At 72.5% G+C, this 19,300-nt stretch carries 19 protein-coding genes; 7 read left to right on the top strand and 12 right to left on the bottom strand.

All coding sequences use genetic code 11. The features are described from left to right. Nucleotides 1–128 precede the first annotated feature (128 nt). The gene (gene ppc / locus OG470_RS11705) at nucleotides 129–2,915 is read left to right on the top strand and encodes a phosphoenolpyruvate carboxylase (RefSeq protein WP_328423561.1); all 2,787 of its coding nucleotides are present in this window, start codon (nucleotides 129–131) and stop codon (nucleotides 2,913–2,915) included. A gap of 64 nt (nucleotides 2,916–2,979) precedes the next feature. On the opposite strand, the gene OG470_RS11700 is transcribed toward ppc, so the two are convergent. Then, the gene (locus OG470_RS11700) at nucleotides 2,980–3,780 is read right to left on the bottom strand and encodes a hypothetical protein (protein WP_328423559.1); all 801 of its coding nucleotides are present in this window, start codon (nucleotides 3,778–3,780) and stop codon (nucleotides 2,980–2,982) included. A 54-nt stretch (nucleotides 3,781–3,834) separates the two neighbouring features. Here OG470_RS11700 and OG470_RS11695 point away from each other — a divergent pair, with 54 nt between their 5' ends. Then, complete coding sequence (locus OG470_RS11695) at nucleotides 3,835–4,998, top strand: DNA recombination protein RmuC (protein WP_328423557.1); 1,164 nt, start codon at nucleotides 3,835–3,837, stop codon at nucleotides 4,996–4,998. A 38-nt stretch (nucleotides 4,999–5,036) separates the two neighbouring features. Here the strand turns inward: OG470_RS11695 and OG470_RS11690 are convergent, their stop codons facing one another. Both OG470_RS11690 and OG470_RS11685 read right to left on the bottom strand, forming a co-directional pair. Then, on the bottom strand, nucleotides 5,037–5,462 hold the full coding sequence (locus OG470_RS11690) for a hypothetical protein (protein WP_328423555.1): 426 nt from the start codon (nucleotides 5,460–5,462) through the stop codon (nucleotides 5,037–5,039). A gap of 58 nt (nucleotides 5,463–5,520) precedes the next feature. After that, nucleotides 5,521–6,507: a 4-hydroxy-3-methylbut-2-enyl diphosphate reductase gene (locus OG470_RS11685; protein WP_328423553.1), complete on the bottom strand. Its 987-nt coding sequence runs from the start codon at nucleotides 6,505–6,507 to the stop codon at nucleotides 5,521–5,523. Between the two features lie 178 nt (nucleotides 6,508–6,685). Between OG470_RS11685 and xseA the strand changes: the two genes are divergently transcribed. Further along, complete coding sequence (gene xseA, locus OG470_RS11680; protein WP_328423551.1) at nucleotides 6,686–7,900, top strand: exodeoxyribonuclease VII large subunit; 1,215 nt, start codon at nucleotides 6,686–6,688, stop codon at nucleotides 7,898–7,900. Between the two features lie 46 nt (nucleotides 7,901–7,946). After that, nucleotides 7,947–8,168 carry an exodeoxyribonuclease VII small subunit gene (locus OG470_RS11675; protein WP_203174416.1) on the top strand — a complete coding sequence of 74 codons (222 nt, stop codon included), beginning with the start codon at nucleotides 7,947–7,949 and terminating at the stop codon, nucleotides 8,166–8,168. Nucleotides 8,169–8,241: 73 nt separating this feature from the next. On the opposite strand, the gene OG470_RS11670 is transcribed toward OG470_RS11675, so the two are convergent. The 3 genes from OG470_RS11670 to OG470_RS11660 form a co-directional block, all read right to left on the bottom strand. Next, nucleotides 8,242–9,090: a hypothetical protein gene (locus OG470_RS11670; RefSeq protein ID WP_328423546.1), complete on the bottom strand. Its 849-nt coding sequence runs from the start codon at nucleotides 9,088–9,090 to the stop codon at nucleotides 8,242–8,244. 235 nt (nucleotides 9,091–9,325) lie between these two features. Then, on the bottom strand, nucleotides 9,326–10,129 hold the full coding sequence (locus OG470_RS11665; protein ID WP_328423544.1) for a hypothetical protein: 804 nt from the start codon (nucleotides 10,127–10,129) through the stop codon (nucleotides 9,326–9,328). A gap of 117 nt (nucleotides 10,130–10,246) precedes the next feature. Further along, nucleotides 10,247–11,020, bottom strand: a complete 774-nt coding sequence (locus tag OG470_RS11660; RefSeq protein WP_328423542.1) for a DUF4245 domain-containing protein — start codon at nucleotides 11,018–11,020, stop codon at nucleotides 10,247–10,249. Nucleotides 11,021–11,176: 156 nt separating this feature from the next. Between OG470_RS11660 and glpX the strand changes: the two genes are divergently transcribed. Continuing rightward, nucleotides 11,177–12,208, top strand: a complete 1,032-nt coding sequence (glpX, locus tag OG470_RS11655; protein WP_328423540.1) for a class II fructose-bisphosphatase — start codon at nucleotides 11,177–11,179, stop codon at nucleotides 12,206–12,208. Continuing rightward, nucleotides 12,205–13,176, top strand: a complete 972-nt coding sequence (locus OG470_RS11650; protein ID WP_328423538.1) for a DMT family transporter — start codon at nucleotides 12,205–12,207, stop codon at nucleotides 13,174–13,176. Before glpX ends, OG470_RS11650 begins: the two co-directional genes overlap by 4 nt. A 34-nt stretch (nucleotides 13,177–13,210) precedes the next feature. On the opposite strand, the gene OG470_RS11645 is transcribed toward OG470_RS11650, so the two are convergent. Next, nucleotides 13,211–14,128 (bottom strand): NAD-dependent epimerase/dehydratase family protein, encoded by a 918-nt coding sequence (locus tag OG470_RS11645; protein ID WP_328423536.1) that lies wholly within the window; start codon nucleotides 14,126–14,128, stop codon nucleotides 13,211–13,213. A gap of 138 nt (nucleotides 14,129–14,266) precedes the next feature. On the opposite strand from OG470_RS11645, the gene OG470_RS11640 reads away from it, so the two are divergent. Continuing rightward, complete coding sequence (locus tag OG470_RS11640; protein ID WP_328423534.1) at nucleotides 14,267–14,968, top strand: TetR/AcrR family transcriptional regulator; 702 nt, start codon at nucleotides 14,267–14,269, stop codon at nucleotides 14,966–14,968. A gap of 19 nt (nucleotides 14,969–14,987) precedes the next feature. On the opposite strand, the gene OG470_RS11635 is transcribed toward OG470_RS11640, so the two are convergent. The 5 genes from OG470_RS11635 to OG470_RS11615 form a co-directional block, all read right to left on the bottom strand. Then, entirely contained in the window at nucleotides 14,988–15,494 is a 507-nt protein-coding gene (locus tag OG470_RS11635; protein WP_328423532.1) for a hypothetical protein, read from the bottom strand. Further along, nucleotides 15,428–16,579 (bottom strand): hypothetical protein, encoded by a 1,152-nt coding sequence (locus tag OG470_RS11630; RefSeq protein ID WP_328423530.1) that lies wholly within the window; start codon nucleotides 16,577–16,579, stop codon nucleotides 15,428–15,430. Before OG470_RS11630 ends, OG470_RS11635 begins: the two co-directional genes overlap by 67 nt. A 65-nt stretch (nucleotides 16,580–16,644) precedes the next feature. After that, complete coding sequence (locus tag OG470_RS11625) at nucleotides 16,645–17,613, bottom strand: NAD(P)/FAD-dependent oxidoreductase (protein ID WP_328426309.1); 969 nt, start codon at nucleotides 17,611–17,613, stop codon at nucleotides 16,645–16,647. A gap of 105 nt (nucleotides 17,614–17,718) precedes the next feature. Continuing rightward, entirely contained in the window at nucleotides 17,719–18,372 is a 654-nt protein-coding gene (locus OG470_RS11620; RefSeq protein WP_328423526.1) for a rhomboid family intramembrane serine protease, read from the bottom strand. 114 nt (nucleotides 18,373–18,486) lie between these two features. Further along, complete coding sequence (locus OG470_RS11615) at nucleotides 18,487–19,164, bottom strand: lytic transglycosylase domain-containing protein (RefSeq protein WP_328423524.1); 678 nt, start codon at nucleotides 19,162–19,164, stop codon at nucleotides 18,487–18,489. Nucleotides 19,165–19,300 lie beyond the last annotated feature (136 nt).

Genomic DNA, 19,300 nt, shown 5'->3' with positions numbered 1-19,300 from the left:
AGTGATCTCCGAGGTGTTCCGCGTCACGGCGCACCACGCGGAGAGCCCCTCCTGCCACCCGGCCCTGCGCGGATACCATCCAGGTAGTCGGACAGCGCTGTCCTTCGTACTCACGTAAGGAGCGCATCGTGACCGACCAGCATGACCACGACGGCCCGGACGCCGCGCTGCGCGCCGACATCCGCCGGCTCGGCACCCTGCTCGGCCAGACGCTGGCCCGCCAGGAGGGCCGACCGCTACTCGACCTCGTCGAGGAGATCCGCGCCCAGGTACGCACCGACGCCCCGGCGGCCGCCCAGCGGCTCGGCGGGCTCGACGTGACCACCGGCACCAAGCTGGCCCGCGCCTTCTCCACCTACTTCCACCTGGCCAACATCACCGAGCAGGTGCACCGCGCCCGGGACCTGCGCCGCCGCCGCGCCGTGCAGGGCGGCTGGCTGGACCAGGCAGCCAAGATGATCGCCGAGCGCGGCGTGCCGGCCGAGGAGATCGCCGCCGCGGCCCGGCGGCTGGCGGTCCGGCCGGTCTTCACCGCGCACCCCACCGAGGCGGCCCGCCGCTCGATCCTGTCCAAGCTGCGGGCCATCGCCGACGAGCTGGACACCGAGACGGCCAACGCGATCCTCTACGGCGCCAGCGACGAGGGCCCGGCGAACCGCCGGCTGGCCGAGCTGCTGGACCTGATGTGGCAGACCGACGAGCTGCGGCTGGACCGGCCGGACCCGACCGACGAGGCCCGCAACGCGATCTACTACCTGCGCGACCTGTACGCCGAGGCCGCCCCCCAGGTGCTCGACGACCTGGCCGACACGCTGCGCACGCTCGGCGTGGAGACCTCGCCGACGGCCCGCCCGCTGAGCTTCGGCACCTGGATCGGCGGTGACCGGGACGGCAACCCGTTCGTCACCCCGGCGGTCACCCGCGAGGTGCTGACCATCCAGCACGAGCACGGCATCGCGGCCACCGAGAAGGCGATGGACCACCTGATCAACGAGGTCTCCGTCTCCCGCCGGCTGCGCGGGGTGTCACTGGACCTCTCCGCCAGCCTCGCCGCCGACCTGGACGCGCTGCCCGAGGTGGCGCCCCGGTTCCGCCGGGTCAACGCCGAGGAGCCGTACCGGCTCAAGGCGCGCTGCGTGAAGGCCAAGCTGGCCAACACCCGGCAGCGGCTTCGTCAGGGCACGGCGCACACGCCGGGCCGGGACTACCGCGGCTCCGCCGAGCTGATCGCCGACCTGGAGCTGCTGCGCGCCTCGCTGGCCCGCAACTCCGGGCAGCTCACCGCCGTCGGCCGGTTGGCCTCCACCATCCGGACGGTCTCCGCGTTCGGTCTGCACCTGGCCACCATGGACGTCCGGGAGCACGCCGAGGCGCACCACGCGGTGCTCGCCCAGCTGTACGGGGCCGTCGGCGAGGTCTCCGACTACCCGGCGCTGACCCGGCTGGAACGCACCAAACTGCTCGCCGACGAGCTGACCGGCCGCCGGCCGCTGTCCACCCTGGACACTCCGCTCTCCGAGGCGACCCGCAAGACGTTCGACGTGTTCAGCACCATCCGCGAGGCACAGGACCGGTTCGGCGCCGAGGTGATCGAGTCGTACATCATCTCGATGACCCTGGGCGTGGACGACGTGCTGGCCGCAGTGGTGCTGGCCCGCGAGGCCGGGCTGGTGGACGTGCACAGCGGTCGCGCCCGGATCGGGTTCGTACCGCTGCTGGAGACCCCCGCCGAGTTGAACGCCGGCGGCGAACTCCTCGACGAACTGCTGTCGCTGCCCGCGTACCGGGCTCTGGTGGCGGCCCGGGGTGACGTGCAGGAGGTCATGCTCGGCTACTCGGACTCCAACAAGGAAGCCGGGATCACCACCAGCCAGTGGTCGATCCACCGCGCGCAGCGCGCGCTGCGCGACGTGGCCGCCCGACACGGGGTGCACCTGCGGCTGTTCCACGGCCGGGGCGGCACGGTGGGGCGCGGCGGAGGGCCGACGCACGAGGCGATCCTGGCCCAGCCGTACGGCACCATGGACGGCGCGATCAAGGTGACCGAGCAGGGCGAGGTGATCTCCGACAAGTACACCCTGCCGTCACTGGCCCGGGAGAACCTGGAGCTCACCCTCGCCGCGGTGCTTCAGGCGACGCTGCTGCACACCGCCCCCCGACAGCCGGCGGAGATGCTGGAGCGCTGGGACGCCACGATGGACGTGGTCTCCGAGTCGGCGTACCGGTCGTACCGGTCGCTGGTCGAGGACCCGGACCTGCCGGCGTACTTCTGGGCGTCCACCCCCACCGAGCTGCTCGGCGCGCTGAACATCGGCTCCCGGCCGGCGAAGCGTCCGAACACCGGCGCGGGACTGTCCGGGCTGCGGGCCATCCCATGGGTGTTCGGCTGGACGCAGACCCGGCAGATCGTGCCGGGCTGGTTCGGCGTCGGGTCCGGGCTGGCCGCCGCCCGGGAGGCCGGGCTGGCGGACGTACTGGCTGAAATGCATCGCAACTGGCACTTCTTCCGCACGTTCCTGTCCAACGTCGAGATGATGCTGACCAAGACCGACCTGAGCATCGCCCGCCGGTACGTCGAGACGCTGGTGCCGAAGAAGCTGCACCCGATCTTCGAGCAGATCGAGCAGGAGTACGAGCTGACCAAGCGGGAGGTGCTGGCGGTGACCGCCTCGCCCGCCCTGTTGGAGAACTCGCCGGTGCTCCAGCGCACCCTGGCCGTACGGGACACCTACCTGGAGCCGTTGCACCACCTTCAGGTGGCGCTGCTGCGGCAGTACCGGGAGTCCGGCGCCGCCGGACGGGCGGTAGCCACCGCGCCGGGTGGCCGACGCGCCCCGAGCGATGGCACGGCCCTGGAGCGGGCGCTGCTCACCACGGTGAACGGCATCGCCGCCGGGATGCGCAACACCGGCTGAGCGACGGCACGGACAGGCCCCGGTCGCGCTGACCGGGGCCTGTCCGCGTGTCACTCAGCGACGCTCACCAGTCGCCGCCGCCGAAGTCCCCGCCACCGAAGTCGCCACCGCCGAAGTCGCCGCCCGCGTAGTCCCCGCCGCCGGCGTCGCCACCCTGGTCCGCGCCACCGAAGTCCTGGTCGCCGCCCTGGTCACCGCCGTCCGCGCCCTGCTCGGCACCGGCACCGGCACCGGCACCGGCGTCTTGATAGCCGGGGTCGGCGAAGGCCGGCGAGAACAGCGCGTCGGCGATCAACATGCCGCCGAGCACACCGGCGCCCGCGCCCAGCGCCGTCTTCCACCACGGCGTCGAGTACCAACCGGACGGCACCGGCCGGCCCTGGTACCGGCCACCGGGGTAGTAGTAGGGCGTCTCCCGGCCGGGTTGCGGGCCGGCCCGGAAGGTCTGCCCCTGCACGTCGACCTCGCGCTCCTTGGTGAGCTGCCCGACGCCGCGCGCCGCAGCCAACTGCGGCACCTCGGGGCCGGGATCGATGCCCAGCGCCGTCCGTGCCGCCCGGATGTACGCCAGCCCCTCCAGAGCGGTCTCCCGGGCCAACCCGAACTGGTGCGGCGTACGCGCCTGCTCCAGCTGCGAGCCCGCCGCGTTGTACCGCTCACCGGCGTCGGACAGGGCCTGGCGGACCGCCGGCTCGTCACCGTGCAGGTTCATCAACTGCCCGCCGAGGCGCTCGTACCAACGCTGCGCCTCCGCGCGGGCGTCGCCGAGCTCGGTGCGCCGACGGGCGGTGGCCTGGGTACGGATGAGCGCCGCAGCGCCCAGCGCGCCCACCAGCACGATGGCGAGGCACAGCACAAGTTCCATGTATCCGAACGTACCCCCGGGTGTCCCGTCGTATCCGTCTGGCAAGCTCCGGTGATGGACGTCTCGACGCTGCTCCTGGTGATCGTGTGCCTCGGCACCGGTGGGGCGGTGGGCTGGCTCGCGGCCCGGTCGCGGTCGGCGGCCGACATCGCCCGGCTGGACGCCACCCTGACCGCCACCCGGGAGGGCGAGGGGCGGCTGGAGCAGTCGATGCGGGCGTTGAGCTACGAGGCCACCGCCCAGTCCCAGGAGGCGGTGGCCCGGGCGGTGGCGCCGCTGCACGACACCCTGCGCCGCTACGAGCAGCGGGTGGCCGAGCTGGAGCACGACCGGGTCGACGCGTACGCCGAGTTGCGTGAGCAGGTCCGCTCGATGAGTGCGGTCTCCGGCGAGCTGCGCACCGAGACCAAACAGCTGGTGGCCGCGCTGCGGGCGCCGCAGGTGCGGGGCCGCTGGGGCGAGCACCAGCTGCGCCGGATCGTCGAGGCTGCCGGCATGCTGGAGCACTGCGACTTCTCCGAGCAGGTCACCGCCGACGCCGACGGGCAGGTCGTCCGCCCGGATCTGGTGGTCCGGCTGCACGGCGGCCGGTCGGTGGTGGTGGACGCCAAGGCGCCGTTCGACGCGTACCTCACGGCGATGGAGGCCCGCGACGAGCGCGGCCGGGACACCCACCTCGACGCGCACGCCCGGCACCTGCGCGGGCATGTCGACGCGCTGGCCGCCAAGTCCTACTGGACCGCGTTCGACAGCTCGCCCGAGTTCGTGGTGCTGTTCGTCCCCGCCGACCCGTTCCTCGACGTGGCGCTCCAGCGTGACCCGACGCTGCTGGAGCACGCCTTCACCCGCAACGTGGTGCTGGCCACGCCGGCCACCCTGGTCGCCCTTCTGCGCACGGTGGCCTACTCCTGGCGACAGGAGGCGCTGGCCCGCAACGCGCTGGCGGTGCACACGCTTGCCCGGGAGCTGTACAGCCGGCTCTCCACCCTCGGGGACCACGTGGGCAAGCTCGGGTCGTCGCTGGCCGGGGCCGTGACCGCGTACAACCGGGCGGTCGGCTCACTGGAAGCCCGGGTGCTGGTCAGCGCCCGCAAGCTCGCCGAGCTGGGCGTCTCTGACGAGGAGCTGGCCAGCCCCGCCCAGGTCGAGCTGACTCCCCGCCAGCCCCAGGCACCCGAGCTGCTGGACGACGTCATCCCCGCCGACCACGACCGCTGAGCGACGCCGCCGGTCGGCGGGCTGGCCCACCGGCCGGGTCAGCTCGGGTGCGCGCCCTCCACGACGAACGGGGTGCCCTGCTGGCAGGTGGTCATCATGCCCGGCTCGACCCGGCCGGTGACGGTCACCCGGGCACCGGCGGTCAGCACGTCCCGGGGGCCCCCGATCAGCAGGTAGCCATCCAGCAGCAGACAGTTCGGCTCCACGCCCCGCGTGATCGTGCCGGTCAGCTCGGTGGCCCCGACCGGCGGTGGGAGTGTCGGTCCACCGGGTGGCTTGAGCGTCGAGGAGGGTGCGGGTGTCGCCGGCCCGGAGGGCGACGGGACGGTCGCGGACGGGCTGGGCTGCCCGGTGGCCGGTGACGGCCCGCTCGGGGCGGGGGTGCCGGGACCGTCCGTTTCGCCGCAGGCGCTCAGCGCCGCGCAGACCAGCAGGGCGGGGACGACGAGCCGAAGGGTCCTCATGCCCGGTTCGACGTGCCGGGGCGGCGGGGCGTTCCCGCCGGGACCCGGCCGACGCTGATCAACCGCGGGCCGCCGCGGCCTTCATGTCCCGCTTCAGCTCCTGCGGCAGCGAGAAGGTGAGCCGCTCGTTGGCGGTGGTGATCTCCTCCACGTCGGCGAACCCGCGCGCGGCCAGGTGCTCCAGCACCTCCTGGACCAGGTCATCCGGGACGCTCGCGCCGGAGGTCACGCCGACGGTGCGGGCACCGGTCAGCCAGGCGTCGTCGATCTCGCGGGCGAAGTCGACCAGGTGACCGGCGCGGGCGCCGGCGTCCAGAGCCACCTCGACCAGCCGGACCGAGTTGGAGGAGTTCGTCGAGCCGACGACGATCACCACGTCGCACTCCGGGGCGATCTCCTTGACCACGTGCTGCCGGTTGGAGGTGGCGTAGCAGATGTCGTCGCTGGGCGGGGACTGGAGCAGCGGCAGCCGCTGCTTGAGCCGGGCGACCGTCTCCAGCGTCTCGTCCACCGACAGCGTGGTCTGGGAGAGCCAGACCACCTTCTCCGGGTCACGGACGGTGATCTTGTCGACGCCGTCGGGGCCGTCCACCAGTTGGATGTGCGCGGGAGCCTCACCGGCGGTGCCGACGACCTCCTCGTGCCCCTCGTGGCCGATCAGCAGGATGTCGTAGTCCTCGGCGGCGAAACGCTTCGCCTCCTGGTGCACCTTGGTGACCAGCGGGCAGGTCGCGTCGATCGCCTTCAGCGACCGCTCCTTCGCCTGCTCGTAGACCTCGGGGGCCACGCCGTGCGCGGAGAAGATGACGGTGGCGCCCTCCGGCACCTCCTCGTTCTCCTCCACGAAGATCGCCCCCAGCGCCTCCAGGGTCTGCACGACGTGCTTGTTGTGCACGATCTGCTTGCGGACGTAGATCGGGGCGCCGTAGAGCTTCAGCGCCTCCTCGACGGTCTGCACCGCGCGGTCGACGCCCGCGCAGTAGCCGCGGGGCTTGGCCAGGAGCACGCGCTTGCCGGTCTGGGGGGTCGCCTGAGCCTCGGTCACGAGCCCATCGTACGTGTCCCGCCTCCCACCGACAGCGCCTGCGAGCCGCACCACACCCCACGCCCCCTCTCCCCGCCCCGCCCACGCCTGGCCTCGGTGATCAAGAGGTTTGCGTCAGAAACGCGCCCGGAGCTGACGCAAACTTCTTGATCACCGCGAGGGTCCGTAGGGTGGGCGGGTGGGCGACGGGGCGCGGAGCAGTGCGGAGGAGCCGTGGCCGGTTCGGGTTGTCAGCCAGAAGGTGGGCGCCTGGATCGCGAAGCTCGGCTGGGTGTGGGTGGACGGGCAGGTGGCGCAGATCAGCCGCCGACCCGGGGCCAGCACCGTCTTTCTCACCCTGCGTGACCCGTCGGCCGACCTGAGCCTGACCGTCACCACCAACCGGGACGTGCTGGACGCCGGCGCGCCGGAGCTGCGCGAGGGCGCCCGGGTGGTGCTGCACGCCAAACCGGAGTTTTACGCCGCCCGGGGCACGCTGAGTCTGCGGGCCGACGAGATCCGCCAGGTGGGGCTCGGCGAGCTGCTGGCCCGGTTGGAGAAGCTCAAGAAGCTACTCGCCGCCGAGGGGCTGTTCGACCGGGCACGCAAGCGCCGGCTGCCGTTCCTGCCCGGCCGGATCGGGCTGATCACCGGCCGGGCGTCGGCGGCCGAGCGGGACGTGCTGACCAACGCTCGACGGCGCTGGCCGGCGGTGGAGTTCCGCACCGTCAACGTGGCCGTGCAGGGCCCATCGGCGGTGCCGCAGATCATCGACGCGCTCAAGGTGCTGGACGCCGACCCGAGCATCGAGGTGATCATCATTGCCCGGGGCGGTGGCGGCATCGAGGACCTGCTGCCCTTCTCCGACGAGGCGCTCTGTCGCGCGGTGTTCGGCTGCCGTACCCCGGTGGTCAGCGCCATCGGCCACGAGACGGACGCGCCACTGGTCGACTACGTCGCCGACGTCCGTGCCTCCACCCCGACCGACGCGGCCAAGCGGGTGGTCCCCGACCTCGCCGACGAGGTACGCCTCATCGGCCAGGCCCGGCACCGTCTCCAGCGGGCGGTACGCAACCTGGTCGACCGGGAGTCCCACCGGCTCGACGCGCTGCGTTCCCGACCGGTGCTGGCCCGCCCGCAGGTGATGGTGGAGCAGCGGGCGACCGAGCTGGCCGCGCTGCGCCAGCGTGCCGGACGCTGCCTGGACCACCGGCTCGGCGCGGCCGACGACGAGCTGCGACACACCCTGGCCCGGCTGCGCGCCCTCTCCCCCGCCGCCACCCTCGACCGGGGGTACGCGATCGTGCAGCGCGCGGACGGTCACGTGGTCCGCGCGGCGGCCGAGGTCGGCAAGGGCGACCCGCTGCGGGTCCGGTTGGCCGACGGCGAGCTGGCCGCGACGGTGGACGGCTGAGTGGCGGGGCGCGACGGCCGACGAGTGGTGTGCTGAGATGGACGCGATGACTGACGATACGAAGGCCGGGCCGGACGAGCGGCTCAGCTACGAGCAGGCCCGCGCCGAGTTGGCCTCGGTGGTCGAGCGGCTGGAGGCCGGCGGGACGTCCCTGGAGGAGTCGCTGGCGCTCTGGGAGCGTGGCGAGGCGCTGGCGGTGATCTGCCAGCGCTGGCTGGACGGCGCCCGGGCCCGGATCGAGGCGGCCCGGCAGGACCCCGCCTCCTGACCGCCGGTGGGGCGACCGGAGTCGCCCCACCCGTTCGCCGCCACCGAGTCGATGGCGAACACCACGACGACGGTCAGTTGAACAGGCTGTACAGCTCGGCGGGCGCCTCGACGACCTGGGCCGCCGGCGGCTTCTGCGCTGCGGTGGCGGCACCGTAGTCGGAGTACGTCATCCGGATCTCCTGGGCGGCGGTCTGCCCGGCGGCCGGCATCTGCAGCACCAGCTCGGTGAGTCGGCCCTGCGGGTCCACCTTCGCGGTGAATGGGACGGTCTTCGCCTGCGTGCCGAGCGCGGCGATCGTGGCGGCGTTCAGCGAACCGGCCTCGGCCGCCTTGGTGACGTCGATGGTGCCGGCGTACGTGCCGGTGCCGGTGCTCCGGACCTCGGTGATGCCCTGGGTCAGCACGGCGCTGCCGGCCGGGTCGACCTTGTCGAAGTCGAAGCCGAGGCTCCGGTTGCCCTTGATCCGGGTCTGGTCCAGGTGCTGGTACTTGCCGAGGTTGAGTTGCTTGATGGCGGGCAGGCTGTTGGCGGTGGGGCCGGTCAGCTCCAGCTTCACCCAGCTGTCCGGCTTGAAGTGGATCACGTCGAGCTTCATGGCGAGGTCGGATGAGGGACCGCCGATGGCGATCTTCATGGCCGCGCTCTGGCTCGGTTGGTGCACCTGGCCCTCCGCCGTCGAGCCGGCGCCGGCGAGGGTGAACCGGAAGTTCCCGTTGCTGATCTCCTTGGTGGAGTCGAGCAGCGCCTGCTTGGCATCGCCCGCGACGGGCGTGCCGGAAGGGGCCGCCGCGCCGGACGCGGTCGCCGTCGGCGACGCGGTCGATCCGGCGGTACCGGTCCCACCGTTGGTGCAGGCGGCCAGGGCGGGCGTGAACAGCGCGGCGGCCACCAGGCCGGCACTGAGTCGTCGAACAGTCATGTGTGTCTCCCAAGGGGGTCACCCGACGACCTGGTCGGCGCCGGAAACCGGGCGACGCAGCAGCACCGTCGGCTGCGTCGCGCGACCCGGGCCGAGCAGCGCGCCCGGGTCACTCCCTCTCTGTTCCCTGCCGACGCGCCGGACAATCACCGTTCCGTCCGATTACCCGAAGGTGATCGGTGCCGGGAGAACCGGACCGGGGTGGCCCCTGGCCACCCCGGTCCGCCCTGTCGACCTACTTGAACAGCTCGTACGTCTCCGCCGGAGCCTCGACGACCTTGTCCGCCGGCGGCTTCTGCGCGCCGGCGCCGGTCCCGTAGTCCGCGTAACCGATCTTGATGTCGTGCGCCGCGGTCTCGCCGGCGACCGGCACGGAGATGGCCAGTTCGGTAAGCCGGCCCTGCGGGTCCAGCTTGGCCGTGAACGGCAGCGCCTTGGCCTGCGCGCCCAGCGCCGTGACGACCTCCTCGTCGAGGGCGGCCGACTCGGTGGCGGCGGAAATGTCGATCTTGCCGGTGTAGGTGCCCTCACCGGTCTTTTGCACCTCGGTCACGCTCTTGACCAGCGCGTCACTGTCGAGCGGGTCGAGCGTCTCCGGGTCCAGCTGGAGATCCTTGACATCCTTGATCTTGGTCTTGTCGAGGTGCTGGTACTTGCCCTTGTTCTTTGCCGCACCGGGGACGGCGGCGAACATGGCGCCACCGAGGTCCATCTTGACCCAGCTCTCCGAGTCGATGTAGATCAGGTCCATCTCGATCGACATGTCCTCGGACGCGTCACCGAACTTCACGGTGAACTGTGCGCTGTTGCTGGGCTTGTGCACCAGGCCGCCGCCGGTCGTACCGTCCCCCACCAGGGTGAAGGTGAAGTTGCCCTTGGCGATCTCCTTGGTGGAGGCGAGCAGCGCTTCCTTCGGATCGGCCGGGGTGGACGGGCTCGGGGCGGCGGCCGGCTCGGCAGCGTCGGAGTTGCACGCGGCCAGGCCGGGGACGAGCAGGGTGGCGGCGAGGACGCCGACGCTCCACCGTCGAATGTTCACAAAAATCTCACTTCGCCGAGACGGACATGGCCCGGCATGCATGGTGCAGCCGGACCGAGCCGGGGCAGCCTAGCGAATGGCCCACCCGGCCATGGAGGGCGTACGGAACGGGGCCGGTCAGCGCAGTGCGCCGGCGAGTTGGCGCAGTTCGTTGTCCCGAGCGTCGCCGACGACGACGACCGTACGGGTCGGCTCCAGCAGGACCAGCGCCTGCTGATTGCCCCGGGCGGTGTAGCGCTGCCAGGTGCGTCCGGCCAGCTCCGTCGGGCCCTGCGGCTGGGCCTGGTCGGTCAGCTCGGCCGGAAGCAGGCGCTCCGCCGGCACGCTGCTCTGCAACAGCTGCACACCCCGTCCTTCCGGGGTGAGGTAACCGATTCGCAGATTCGCGCCGCCCTCGACGGTCTGGTACCGGGCGCTGACCGTACGCCAGTCAGAGCCGAGCCCCTGCGGCCGGCTCACCGGGAAGGCGTTCGCCGACTGGGCCTGGTCGATCGCTGGCGCCGGATCGACCGTGGCGGCCTGGTCGCCACCGAGGAAGCCCCGGTAGAACGCCAGCAGCAGCGCGATCGGGACCAGCAGTACCAGCAGCGATATCGCCATGTCCTTCGGCGACCGCTCGGATCGGGCTGATTGCACAGGCGGCGGCGGTGCGGGCCGCTCGCCGGTCTCCACGGCGTCGACCCCGGCCACGGGTCGGCCCGGGGCCGGTTCGTTCACCGGTGGCGCGGCGGCCGGGCCCGACGCGACCAGGGCCGGCTCGCCGGCCGGCGGCGTCGTCGGGTCGGTCGCGGCGGGCTCACCACCGGGGCCGGTGGGGACGGCGGCCGGCGGCTGGCCGCCGGGCGGCGTGCGGTCGGCGGGTACGCGGTCGGCTGGCTGAGCGGGTTCCACCCTGCCATCTTCGCAGCCGCCCGACCGGCGGTATCCGGCCCATCACCGCCCCGCGCCGAGGCCGGGTCAGCCATCGTGTGAGGATCAGCGACAAAGCCGGCAGCGGGCCACGCCCTGCCGGTCGTCCCCGCACCGTCGCGAGGAGGAGCAGCCGTCATGACGAACACCAGGACGCGGATCCCACAGGATCTCGACCGTAACCTTGCCCTCGACCTGGTCCGGGTCACCGAGGCCGCGGCGATGGCCGCTGGCCGCTGGGTCGGCCGGGGCGACAAGGAGGGCGGCGACGGGGCCGCCGTCGACGCCATGCGCAAGCTGATCAACTCGATCCAGATGCGCGGCGTCGTTGTGATCGGCGAGGGCGAGAAGGACAACGCCCCGATGCTCTTCAACGGCGAGCAGGTTGGCGACGGCACCGGCCCGGAGGTCGACGTCGCCGTGGATCCGGTCGACGGCACCACGCTGATGAGCAAGGGCATGCCGAACGCGTTGGCGGTGCTCGCCGTCTCCGAGCGGGGTGCGATGTTCGACCCGAGCGCGGTCTTCTACATGGAGAAGCTCGCCGTCGGGCCGGCGTACGCCGACGTGGTGGACATCAACGCCGGGGTCGCCGAAAACCTGCGCCGGATCGCCAAGGTCAAGGGCACCGACGTCTCCGAAGTGACGGTCTGCGTGCTGGACCGCACCCGCCACGACGACCTGGTCACCCAGATCCGCCGGACCGGGGCGGGCATCCGGTTCATCTCGGACGGGGACATCGCCGGCTCCATCGCGGCAGCCCGGGGCGAGTCGGATGTCGACGTGCTGATGGGCATCGGCGGCACCCCCGAGGGCATCATCTCCGCCTGCGCGCTGAAGTGTATGGGCGGGGCGATGCAGGCCAAGCTCTGGCCGCGCGACGCCGAGGAGCGGGAGAAGGCGCTGGCCGCCGGGCACGACTTGGATCGCGTGCTGAGCACCGACGACCTGGTCACCGGGGACAACTGCTTCTTCGTGGCGACCGGCGTCACCTCCGGCGACCTGCTGCGCGGAGTTCGCTACCGGGCCGGCGGCGCGTACACCCAGTCGATCGTGATGCGCTCGAAGAGCGGGACCATCCGGGTGATCGACTCGTACCACCGGCTGGAGAAGCTGGCGCTCTACTCGGCCGTCGACTTCGACGGTCGGCCGCTGGCCGAGCAGGAGTGACCGCCACCGGCACTGCGACACCGCAGTCCCTCTCAGCCACCCGCCGGATCACCGGCGTCGCGCTGGCGTCGGTCTCCGGGGTCGCGGTGGCGGTGCAGTCTCGAATCAACGGCGAGCTGGGGGTACGCCTGGCCGACGGGTTCGCCGCCGCGGTGGTCTCGTTCGGCCTCGGCCTGCTGGTGCTGCTGGTGCTGGTGCCGGCCACCCCGGGCGGGCGACGGGGTCTGGTCGCGCTGCGGGCTGCCCTCACGGCGGGCGCGCTGCGGCCGTGGCAGTGCCTGGGCGGAATGTGCGGGGCGTTCCTGGTGGCCACCCAGGGGCTCACCATCGGCTCGTTGGGCGTGGCGGTCTTCACCGTGGCGGTGGTCGCCGGCCAGACCGGCAGCAGCCTCGCCGTGGACCGGGCGGGGATCGGGCCGACGGGCCGGCAGCCGATCACCCGGCAGCGGCTGGCCGGTGCGGTGCTCATCGTGCTGGCCGTCGCCCTGGCGGTCGGCGACCGACTCGAGGACCCGGGCACGCTGGCGCTGGCCCTGCTGCCGTTGCTGGCCGGGATGGGCATCGCCTGGCAGCAGGCGGTCAACGGCCGGGTCCGGGCGGCGGCCGACAACGCGTTGACCGCCACACTGGTCAACTTCGCCGTCGGCACGGTCACCCTGCTCGTCGCGTTCTCGATCGACCTCGCGGTACGCGGCTGGCCGACCGGCCAGCTGCCGACCGAGCCGTGGCTCTACCTGGGTGGCCCGATCGGCATCGTGTTCATCGCGATCGCCGCGACGATCGTGCGCTTCACCGGTGTGCTGCTGCTCGGCCTGGCCACCATCGCCGGTCAGGTCGTGGGGGCCGTCCTGTTGGACCTGCTGCTGCCCACGGCGGCCTCGCACCTCGGCGTGGACACCCTGCTCGGGGCAGCGCTGGCCATGGTGGCCGTGCTGATCGCCGCGCTCGCCCCGCCGTCCCGCCGCTGAGCCACTGGCGGGTCGGCGGCGGGGACGGGCGGGCTCAGCGGCGCAGAGCTGCGACGATCTCCGTGAGCGCGTCGTCCAGCGGGGTCGGCTCGACACCCAGGGCGGCGGTGGTGGCGGCCGATTCCATCAGGAACGGCCGGTCGAACTGGTAGGCGGTTTCCCGCAGTTCCCGGACGAACGGATTGGCCAGGCCGCCCAGCCACAGCACCGGGTAGGGCATCCGGGTCAGCCGCGGCACGGGCACTCCGGCCAGCGCCGCGGCCCGGGTGGCCAGCTCACGCATCGGTGCTGCCGGCGCGCTGGGCACGTGCCAGGGCCGTCCCCACGCGCCTGCGTCGGTCGCGGCGGCGACGAGGGTACGGGCGACGTCCGGGATGTACGTCCAGGTGTGCGGGGCGTCCCAGTCGACCGGCAGGAAGACCCGCTGCCCGGCGAGCACCCGGGGCAGCACCATCATCGCCAGCGAAGTGCCGTCCACACCGAGATAGTCGGAGCCCCGTACCTCGGTGACCCGAGCCCGACCGGCCTGGTGGGCGGCGAGAGCGTCGGCCCACATCTGGTTGCGTACCCGCCCCTTGGTGCCGGTCGCCGCCGGCAAGGTCTGCTCGGTCATCGGGCCGTCGACGGGTCCGTACCCGTAGAGGTTGCCGACCGTGGCGAGCACCGCGCCGGACCGCTCGGCGGCGGCGAGCAGCGCACCGGCCAGCGGCGGCCAGTCGATGGACCAGCGGTGGTACGCCGGGTTCGCGCAGTTGTACAGCGCCTGCGCGCCGTCGGTCAGCACGCTGAGCCGGTCGACGTCAGCGGCGTCGGCGGCGATCCGTTCGATGGACGGGTGCTCCGGCCCGGCACCCCGGCGACTGATCACCCGGACCCGCTCACCTCGTTCGGCGAGAAGGCGGGCGGTCGCGGTGCCGACCGGGCCGGTGCCGACGATCACGTGCAGTGCCATGGGAACTCCTTGGAAGCGGGGGTACAAATCAAGAGCGGTGCTCTCGGTTGCTCACCCAGCATGGCCCGCCAACACGACTGCGTCAAGAGCGGTGCTCTCTTTTTTGATTGGCGCTCCGATCCGTGGCAGACTGGCCCCATGCCCGCTTCCTCGGTCCGCGCCCGGGTCCGCGCCGAAATGCTCGACGAGATCAAGGTGGTCGCCCGCCAGCACCTCGCCACCGATGGCGCGAACCTCTCGCTGCGCGCGGTGGCCCGGGACATGGGCATGGTCTCGTCGGCCATCTACCGCTACTTCCCGAGCCGGGACGACCTGCTCACCGCGCTGATCATCGAGGCGTACAACGCACTCGGCGAAACGGTGGAGGCGGCCGCGGTCGCCGCCCCCGACCGGGTCGACCTCCGCGCCCGCTGGCAGGCGGCCTGCCGGGCGGCCCGGGACTGGGCACTCGCCCACCCCGCCGAATACGCGCTGCTCTACGGCAGCCCGGTCCCCGGATACGCCGCCCCGGACGACACCGTCGGCCCGGCCCAGCGCCCCCCGCTGACCCTGGTCAGCCTGCTCCGCGAAGGGCTGGAGGCCGGCCTGCTCAGCCCGCCGCCCGCCGAAGAGCTGCCGACGCCGCTGCACGACGACCTGACCGAGCTGGCCGACGCGTTCTTTCCCGGCTTGCCCCCCGCCCTGCTGGCCCGGGGCATGGCCGGCTGGACCCAGCTCTTCGGGCTGATCAGCTTCGAGCTGTTCGGCCGGCTCAACCGGACCGTCGAGCACCGGGACGCGTACTTCGACCACCAGGTCGGGCTGCTGGCCGACCTGATCGGCCTGCCCCAAACGGGCTGACCGGAGTGGACACCACCGGTCAGCCCGGTGGCACCGACGTCCACGGCGGCGGGTAGGACGGTTCGACGTGGACGCGAACCGGGTCCGGCAACCGGGCCACCCACCAGGCCAGCAGCAGGCCGGGCACGGTGGCCAACCCGGCCAGCAGCAACGCCATCCGACCTCGCTCCGGAGCGCCGTACAACCAGCCGGTCAACGGCAGGCCAACGAGAATCAGGGTGAGCAGGAACCCGCCGGCCACCCGGGCGGTCCACCGACGGGTCCCACCCGCGTACCACGCGGAGCCCAGCATGACGATCGCCGTCAGCGCACCCAGTGGCAGCACGGCCATCAACACCGCCAGCACCGTGCCGAGATCATCGCTGCGGGGCCAGACCGCCGCCAGGGCCACCACGACGAAGGACATCGACAGCGCACCGGCGAGGCCGGGCCAGAAGGGGCCGCCGCGGCGGCGGACGGTCAGGTGGGCGGCGACGACGGTAACCAGGAACCCGAGGGTGAGCGCCACCGCGACGACAAGCAGCACGTCGGTCTGCCGCTGACCCGGCCCGCCATCCTCCAGCGCCGGCAGACCCCTCCAGTACGTTCCCTGTGGACCCTCCTGCCCGAGGAAGCCGTCGCGCCGCCATTCGCCGTCCGGCAGGCGGCGCAGGAAGCCGTCCCGGCCGTTGGCGACCAGCACCCGTGACCACCGTTGACGGTGGGATAGACGATCAGCTCGCGGGAGGCGAAGTGCCGTTGGATGTCACCCGGGTTCGGGAACCGGCGGGCCAGCTCCTCACGCCGCCCGTCCGACACCTCCCAGGCGGCCCGCCAGCTCACACCGGCGTCGTCGCTCTGCTCCACCCGCAGCTGACCCGCGACCACCCGGTAGCACCGCCGCGGCTCGGCCGGCACGCACGCCTGCCGGTTCGGATCGTCGAGGTCGGACAGTCGCGGCTGCTCGGCCTCCGTGGCGAGCCGCCAGGTGGTCGCGCCGTCGTCGCTGACCGCCCACTGCCCGTCCGCCGCACGCTGCGGCCAGGACGTGGCACCCGAGCCGACCGAGATCGCCGGACGGTCGTCAAGCAGGGTGACGCCGAGGGCGTACGGAAAGTAGGCCGGGCTGGTGGCGGTCACCGCGACCAGCGCCAGCGGCAGCACCACCAGCAGCCGTACCAGCCGGGCCAGCCGGTATCGCACCGGCCGCTCACGGGCCTGCGTCCAGCACCACCAGGCCAGCGCGAGCGCCGGCAGGGTGAGCAGGTCGGTGGGGTCGGCCCGGACCAGCGACGGCCCGGCCAGCGCGCTCCAGGCCGACGAGGCGACTTCGGCGGCGTACCCGCTGGATTTGACGACCGCGAACCCGGCGCCCACCGCGACCAGCCCGGCCAGCGCGGCGGCCCGGGCCGGCAGGCGCGGCACCAGGAGGGTCAGCAGCACCGCGACCAGTGGGGGCGCGAGCAGCAGGCCGGCGACGTCGCTGAGCTTGCCGGTCAGCAGGCCGGGGAAGGCCGGCTTCAGCAGGTGATCGTTGACCACCAGGACGAGCAGGGCGAGCAGCGTCGCCGGGTGGCAGAGCCAGGCCAGCGTCGTGGGTGCGCCGTCGTGCGGTGTCTCGGGACCGCTCATCCAATCAGGGTCGCGTCGGGGCGTCTCGGTCCGGCTACGGAGCGGTCTGCTTCCGATACCGGCGTTCAGCCGGCGTCGGAGGAGTGCCCGGGGAACAGGTGGGCGCTCGGGTCGATGGCCACCGCCGCGTTGTTCACCGCCGTCGCGGCCTCGCCGAAGCCCGTCGCGATCAGTCGGACCTTGCCCGGGTACTCGGTGATGTCACCGGCCGCGAAGACCCGGGGCAGGTTCGTCGCCATCGCGCTGTCCACCAGGATGTGCCGGCGGTCCAGCCGCAGCCCCCACTCGGCGAGCGGGCCCAGGTCGGCGGTGAAGCCGAGTGCGGCCACCACAGTGTCCACCGGCAGCGTCTCGGCCGCGCCGCCGCGCACGGTCACCTCGGCACCGGTCACCGTGCCGTCCCCCAACAGCCGGGTGACCTCGGCGTTGACCACCACCCGCACGGGCAGCGACAGCACCCGGGCGACCGTCGAGGCGTGTGCCCGGAACTTCTCGCGTCGGTGCACGAGGGTCACCGAGCGGGCCAGCGGTTGCAGCGTCAACGCCCAGTCGAAGGCCGAGTCGCCGCCACCGACGATCAGCACGTCCCGGTCGGCCAGCTCGGCCGGCTCGGTGACGAAGTAGACGATCCCCGCCCCGGGAGCGCCGTCGGCGCAGGGCAGCGGCCGAGGGCTGAAGCTGCCCAGCCCGCCGGTGACCACGACGGCGCCGCAGGCCAGCTGCTCACCGCCGGCCAGGCCGAGCACCGGCCGGTCGTCGGCGTACGAGAGCTTCTCGGCCCGGGTGCCGAGCAGGTACTGCGGCCCGAACGGGGCGGCCTGGGCGACCAGGTTGGCCACCAGGTCGCGGCCCTTGACGGCGGGGAAGCCGGCCACGTCCAGGATCAGCTTCTCCGGGTACATCGCGGTGACCTGTCCGCCGGGCTCCGGCAGCGCGTCGATCACCGCCACCGACAACCCTCGGAACCCGGCGTAGTACGCCGCGAAGAGGCCGGCCGGACCGGCCCCGATCACGGCGATGTCGACCTCGCGCATGGCGTACCGTCGCTTTCCGCTCACGGATCAACGCTTGCTGATCTCGACGGTAGGCGGGTGGCAGCGGTCGGGCAAGCACGTCCCAGGGGCGCGCCGAGGAACCGGTCAGGACAGGCTGAGGGTGGACCCGGAGTAGTCGGGACCACCGGCGACCGGCCGGCGACGGCGGAACAGGATCGCGGCCACCACCCCGCCCAGCAGCCCGAACAGGTGACCCTGCCAGGAGATCCGCTCGTCGGTGGGAAGGATGCCGACCAGTTGCCAGCCGTAGAGCAGGCCGACCAGCAGGAAGACCGCGAAGTTCCACCAACTGCGCTCGAAGATGCCCCGCGTGAGCAGGATGCCCAGGTACCCGAAGATCACCCCGCTGGCGCCGACCACGACCGAGTTGGGCGAGCCGGTGAACCAGACGCCGAGCCCACTGACCAGGATGATGATCAGGGTCGACCAGAGGAACCGGCGGGCGCCGGCAGCGAGCACGAAGGTGCCCAGCAGGATCAGCGGGATGCTGTTGCTGTAGAGGTGGTCGAAGCCGTGGTGCAGGAACGGGGAGAAGAAGACCCCGTCCAGCCCGTCGATGCGCTTCGGGATGATGCCGGCGGTGGCGTCCAGGCCGAACGCCAGCCCCTGGTCGACGGCCTCGATGAGGAAGAGGAACGGGACCACCGCGCACATCGCGACGAAGGCCCGGCCGAGCGCCGCGTAGAACGCCTCGGTGCCGAACCGGTTGGGGTCGCCGCTTCCAGGCTGCAGGGTCACTCCACAACTGCTATCAGCAAAACCGGCCAGCCGCCACTCGCGTCCCGTCCTGGCGGGCCCGGTACGTGTGATGGCGGGGCGGGTGATCGCCCACCCACCCCGCCATCGACCCCGTCAGTAGTGGCCGTTGCTCTGGAAGTAGCCCCAGGCACCGCAGGGCGTGTCGTACCTGCCCTTGATGTAGCCCAGCCCCCACTTGATCTGGGTGGCCGGGTTCGTCCGCCAGTCGTCGGCGACGGTACCCATCTTGCTGCCCGGCAGGGCCTGCGGGATCCCGTACGCACCGGACGAGGAGTTGCTGGCCTTGTGGTTCCAGCCGCTCTCCTTGGTCCAGAGCTTCTCCAGGCACGGGAACTCGGCGATGCCGAAACCCGCCTCGATCATCATGGCGCAGCCGATCTTGCGGTTGCCGCTGAACTCGGCGCAGGACGCCGGGATCGGCCCGTCGTACGGCTTGGGGGCGGCATTCTGGGCCTCCCGCTCGCGCTTGCGGGACGCCGCGGCTGCCTCGGCCTTACGGGCCCGCTCGGCGGCTTCCTTGGCGGCCTGCGCCGCCCGCAGCTTGGCCTGGTACTCGGCGGCCCGCTGCTTGGCGAACTTCACCTGGTGGGCGGACTGCCGCTCGCGCTGGTACGCGAAATCAGCGCGGTCGACCTCGAGGCCGACCTGCGCGGTCAGGCCCTGTTGCTGGGTTTCCCGGTCGTCGCCCAGGTAGAAGCCACCGGCAACGCCCACAGAGAGCAACGCGACAGCAGCCGTACGGGCGCCCAACCGGCTCCACAGCCGACTCACGAAGTGGTCCCTTCGTCGGGGGCAAGGACGCGGCGCGGCGTCAGGCCACAGGAGGGCCGTCAGCCGTACCGCGAGCGCCCCGACCGGTGCCGGTCGCGCCGACGCACCGACCTTCGCCGATGTCCGTCCATCTCGG

The sequence above is a fragment of the Micromonospora sp. NBC_00389 genome, assembly GCF_036059255.1.
Classification (GTDB): domain Bacteria; phylum Actinomycetota; class Actinomycetes; order Mycobacteriales; family Micromonosporaceae; genus Micromonospora.
Note: the sequence above shows the minus strand (reverse complement) of the source record. Positions and strands in the feature narration are given on the sequence as shown.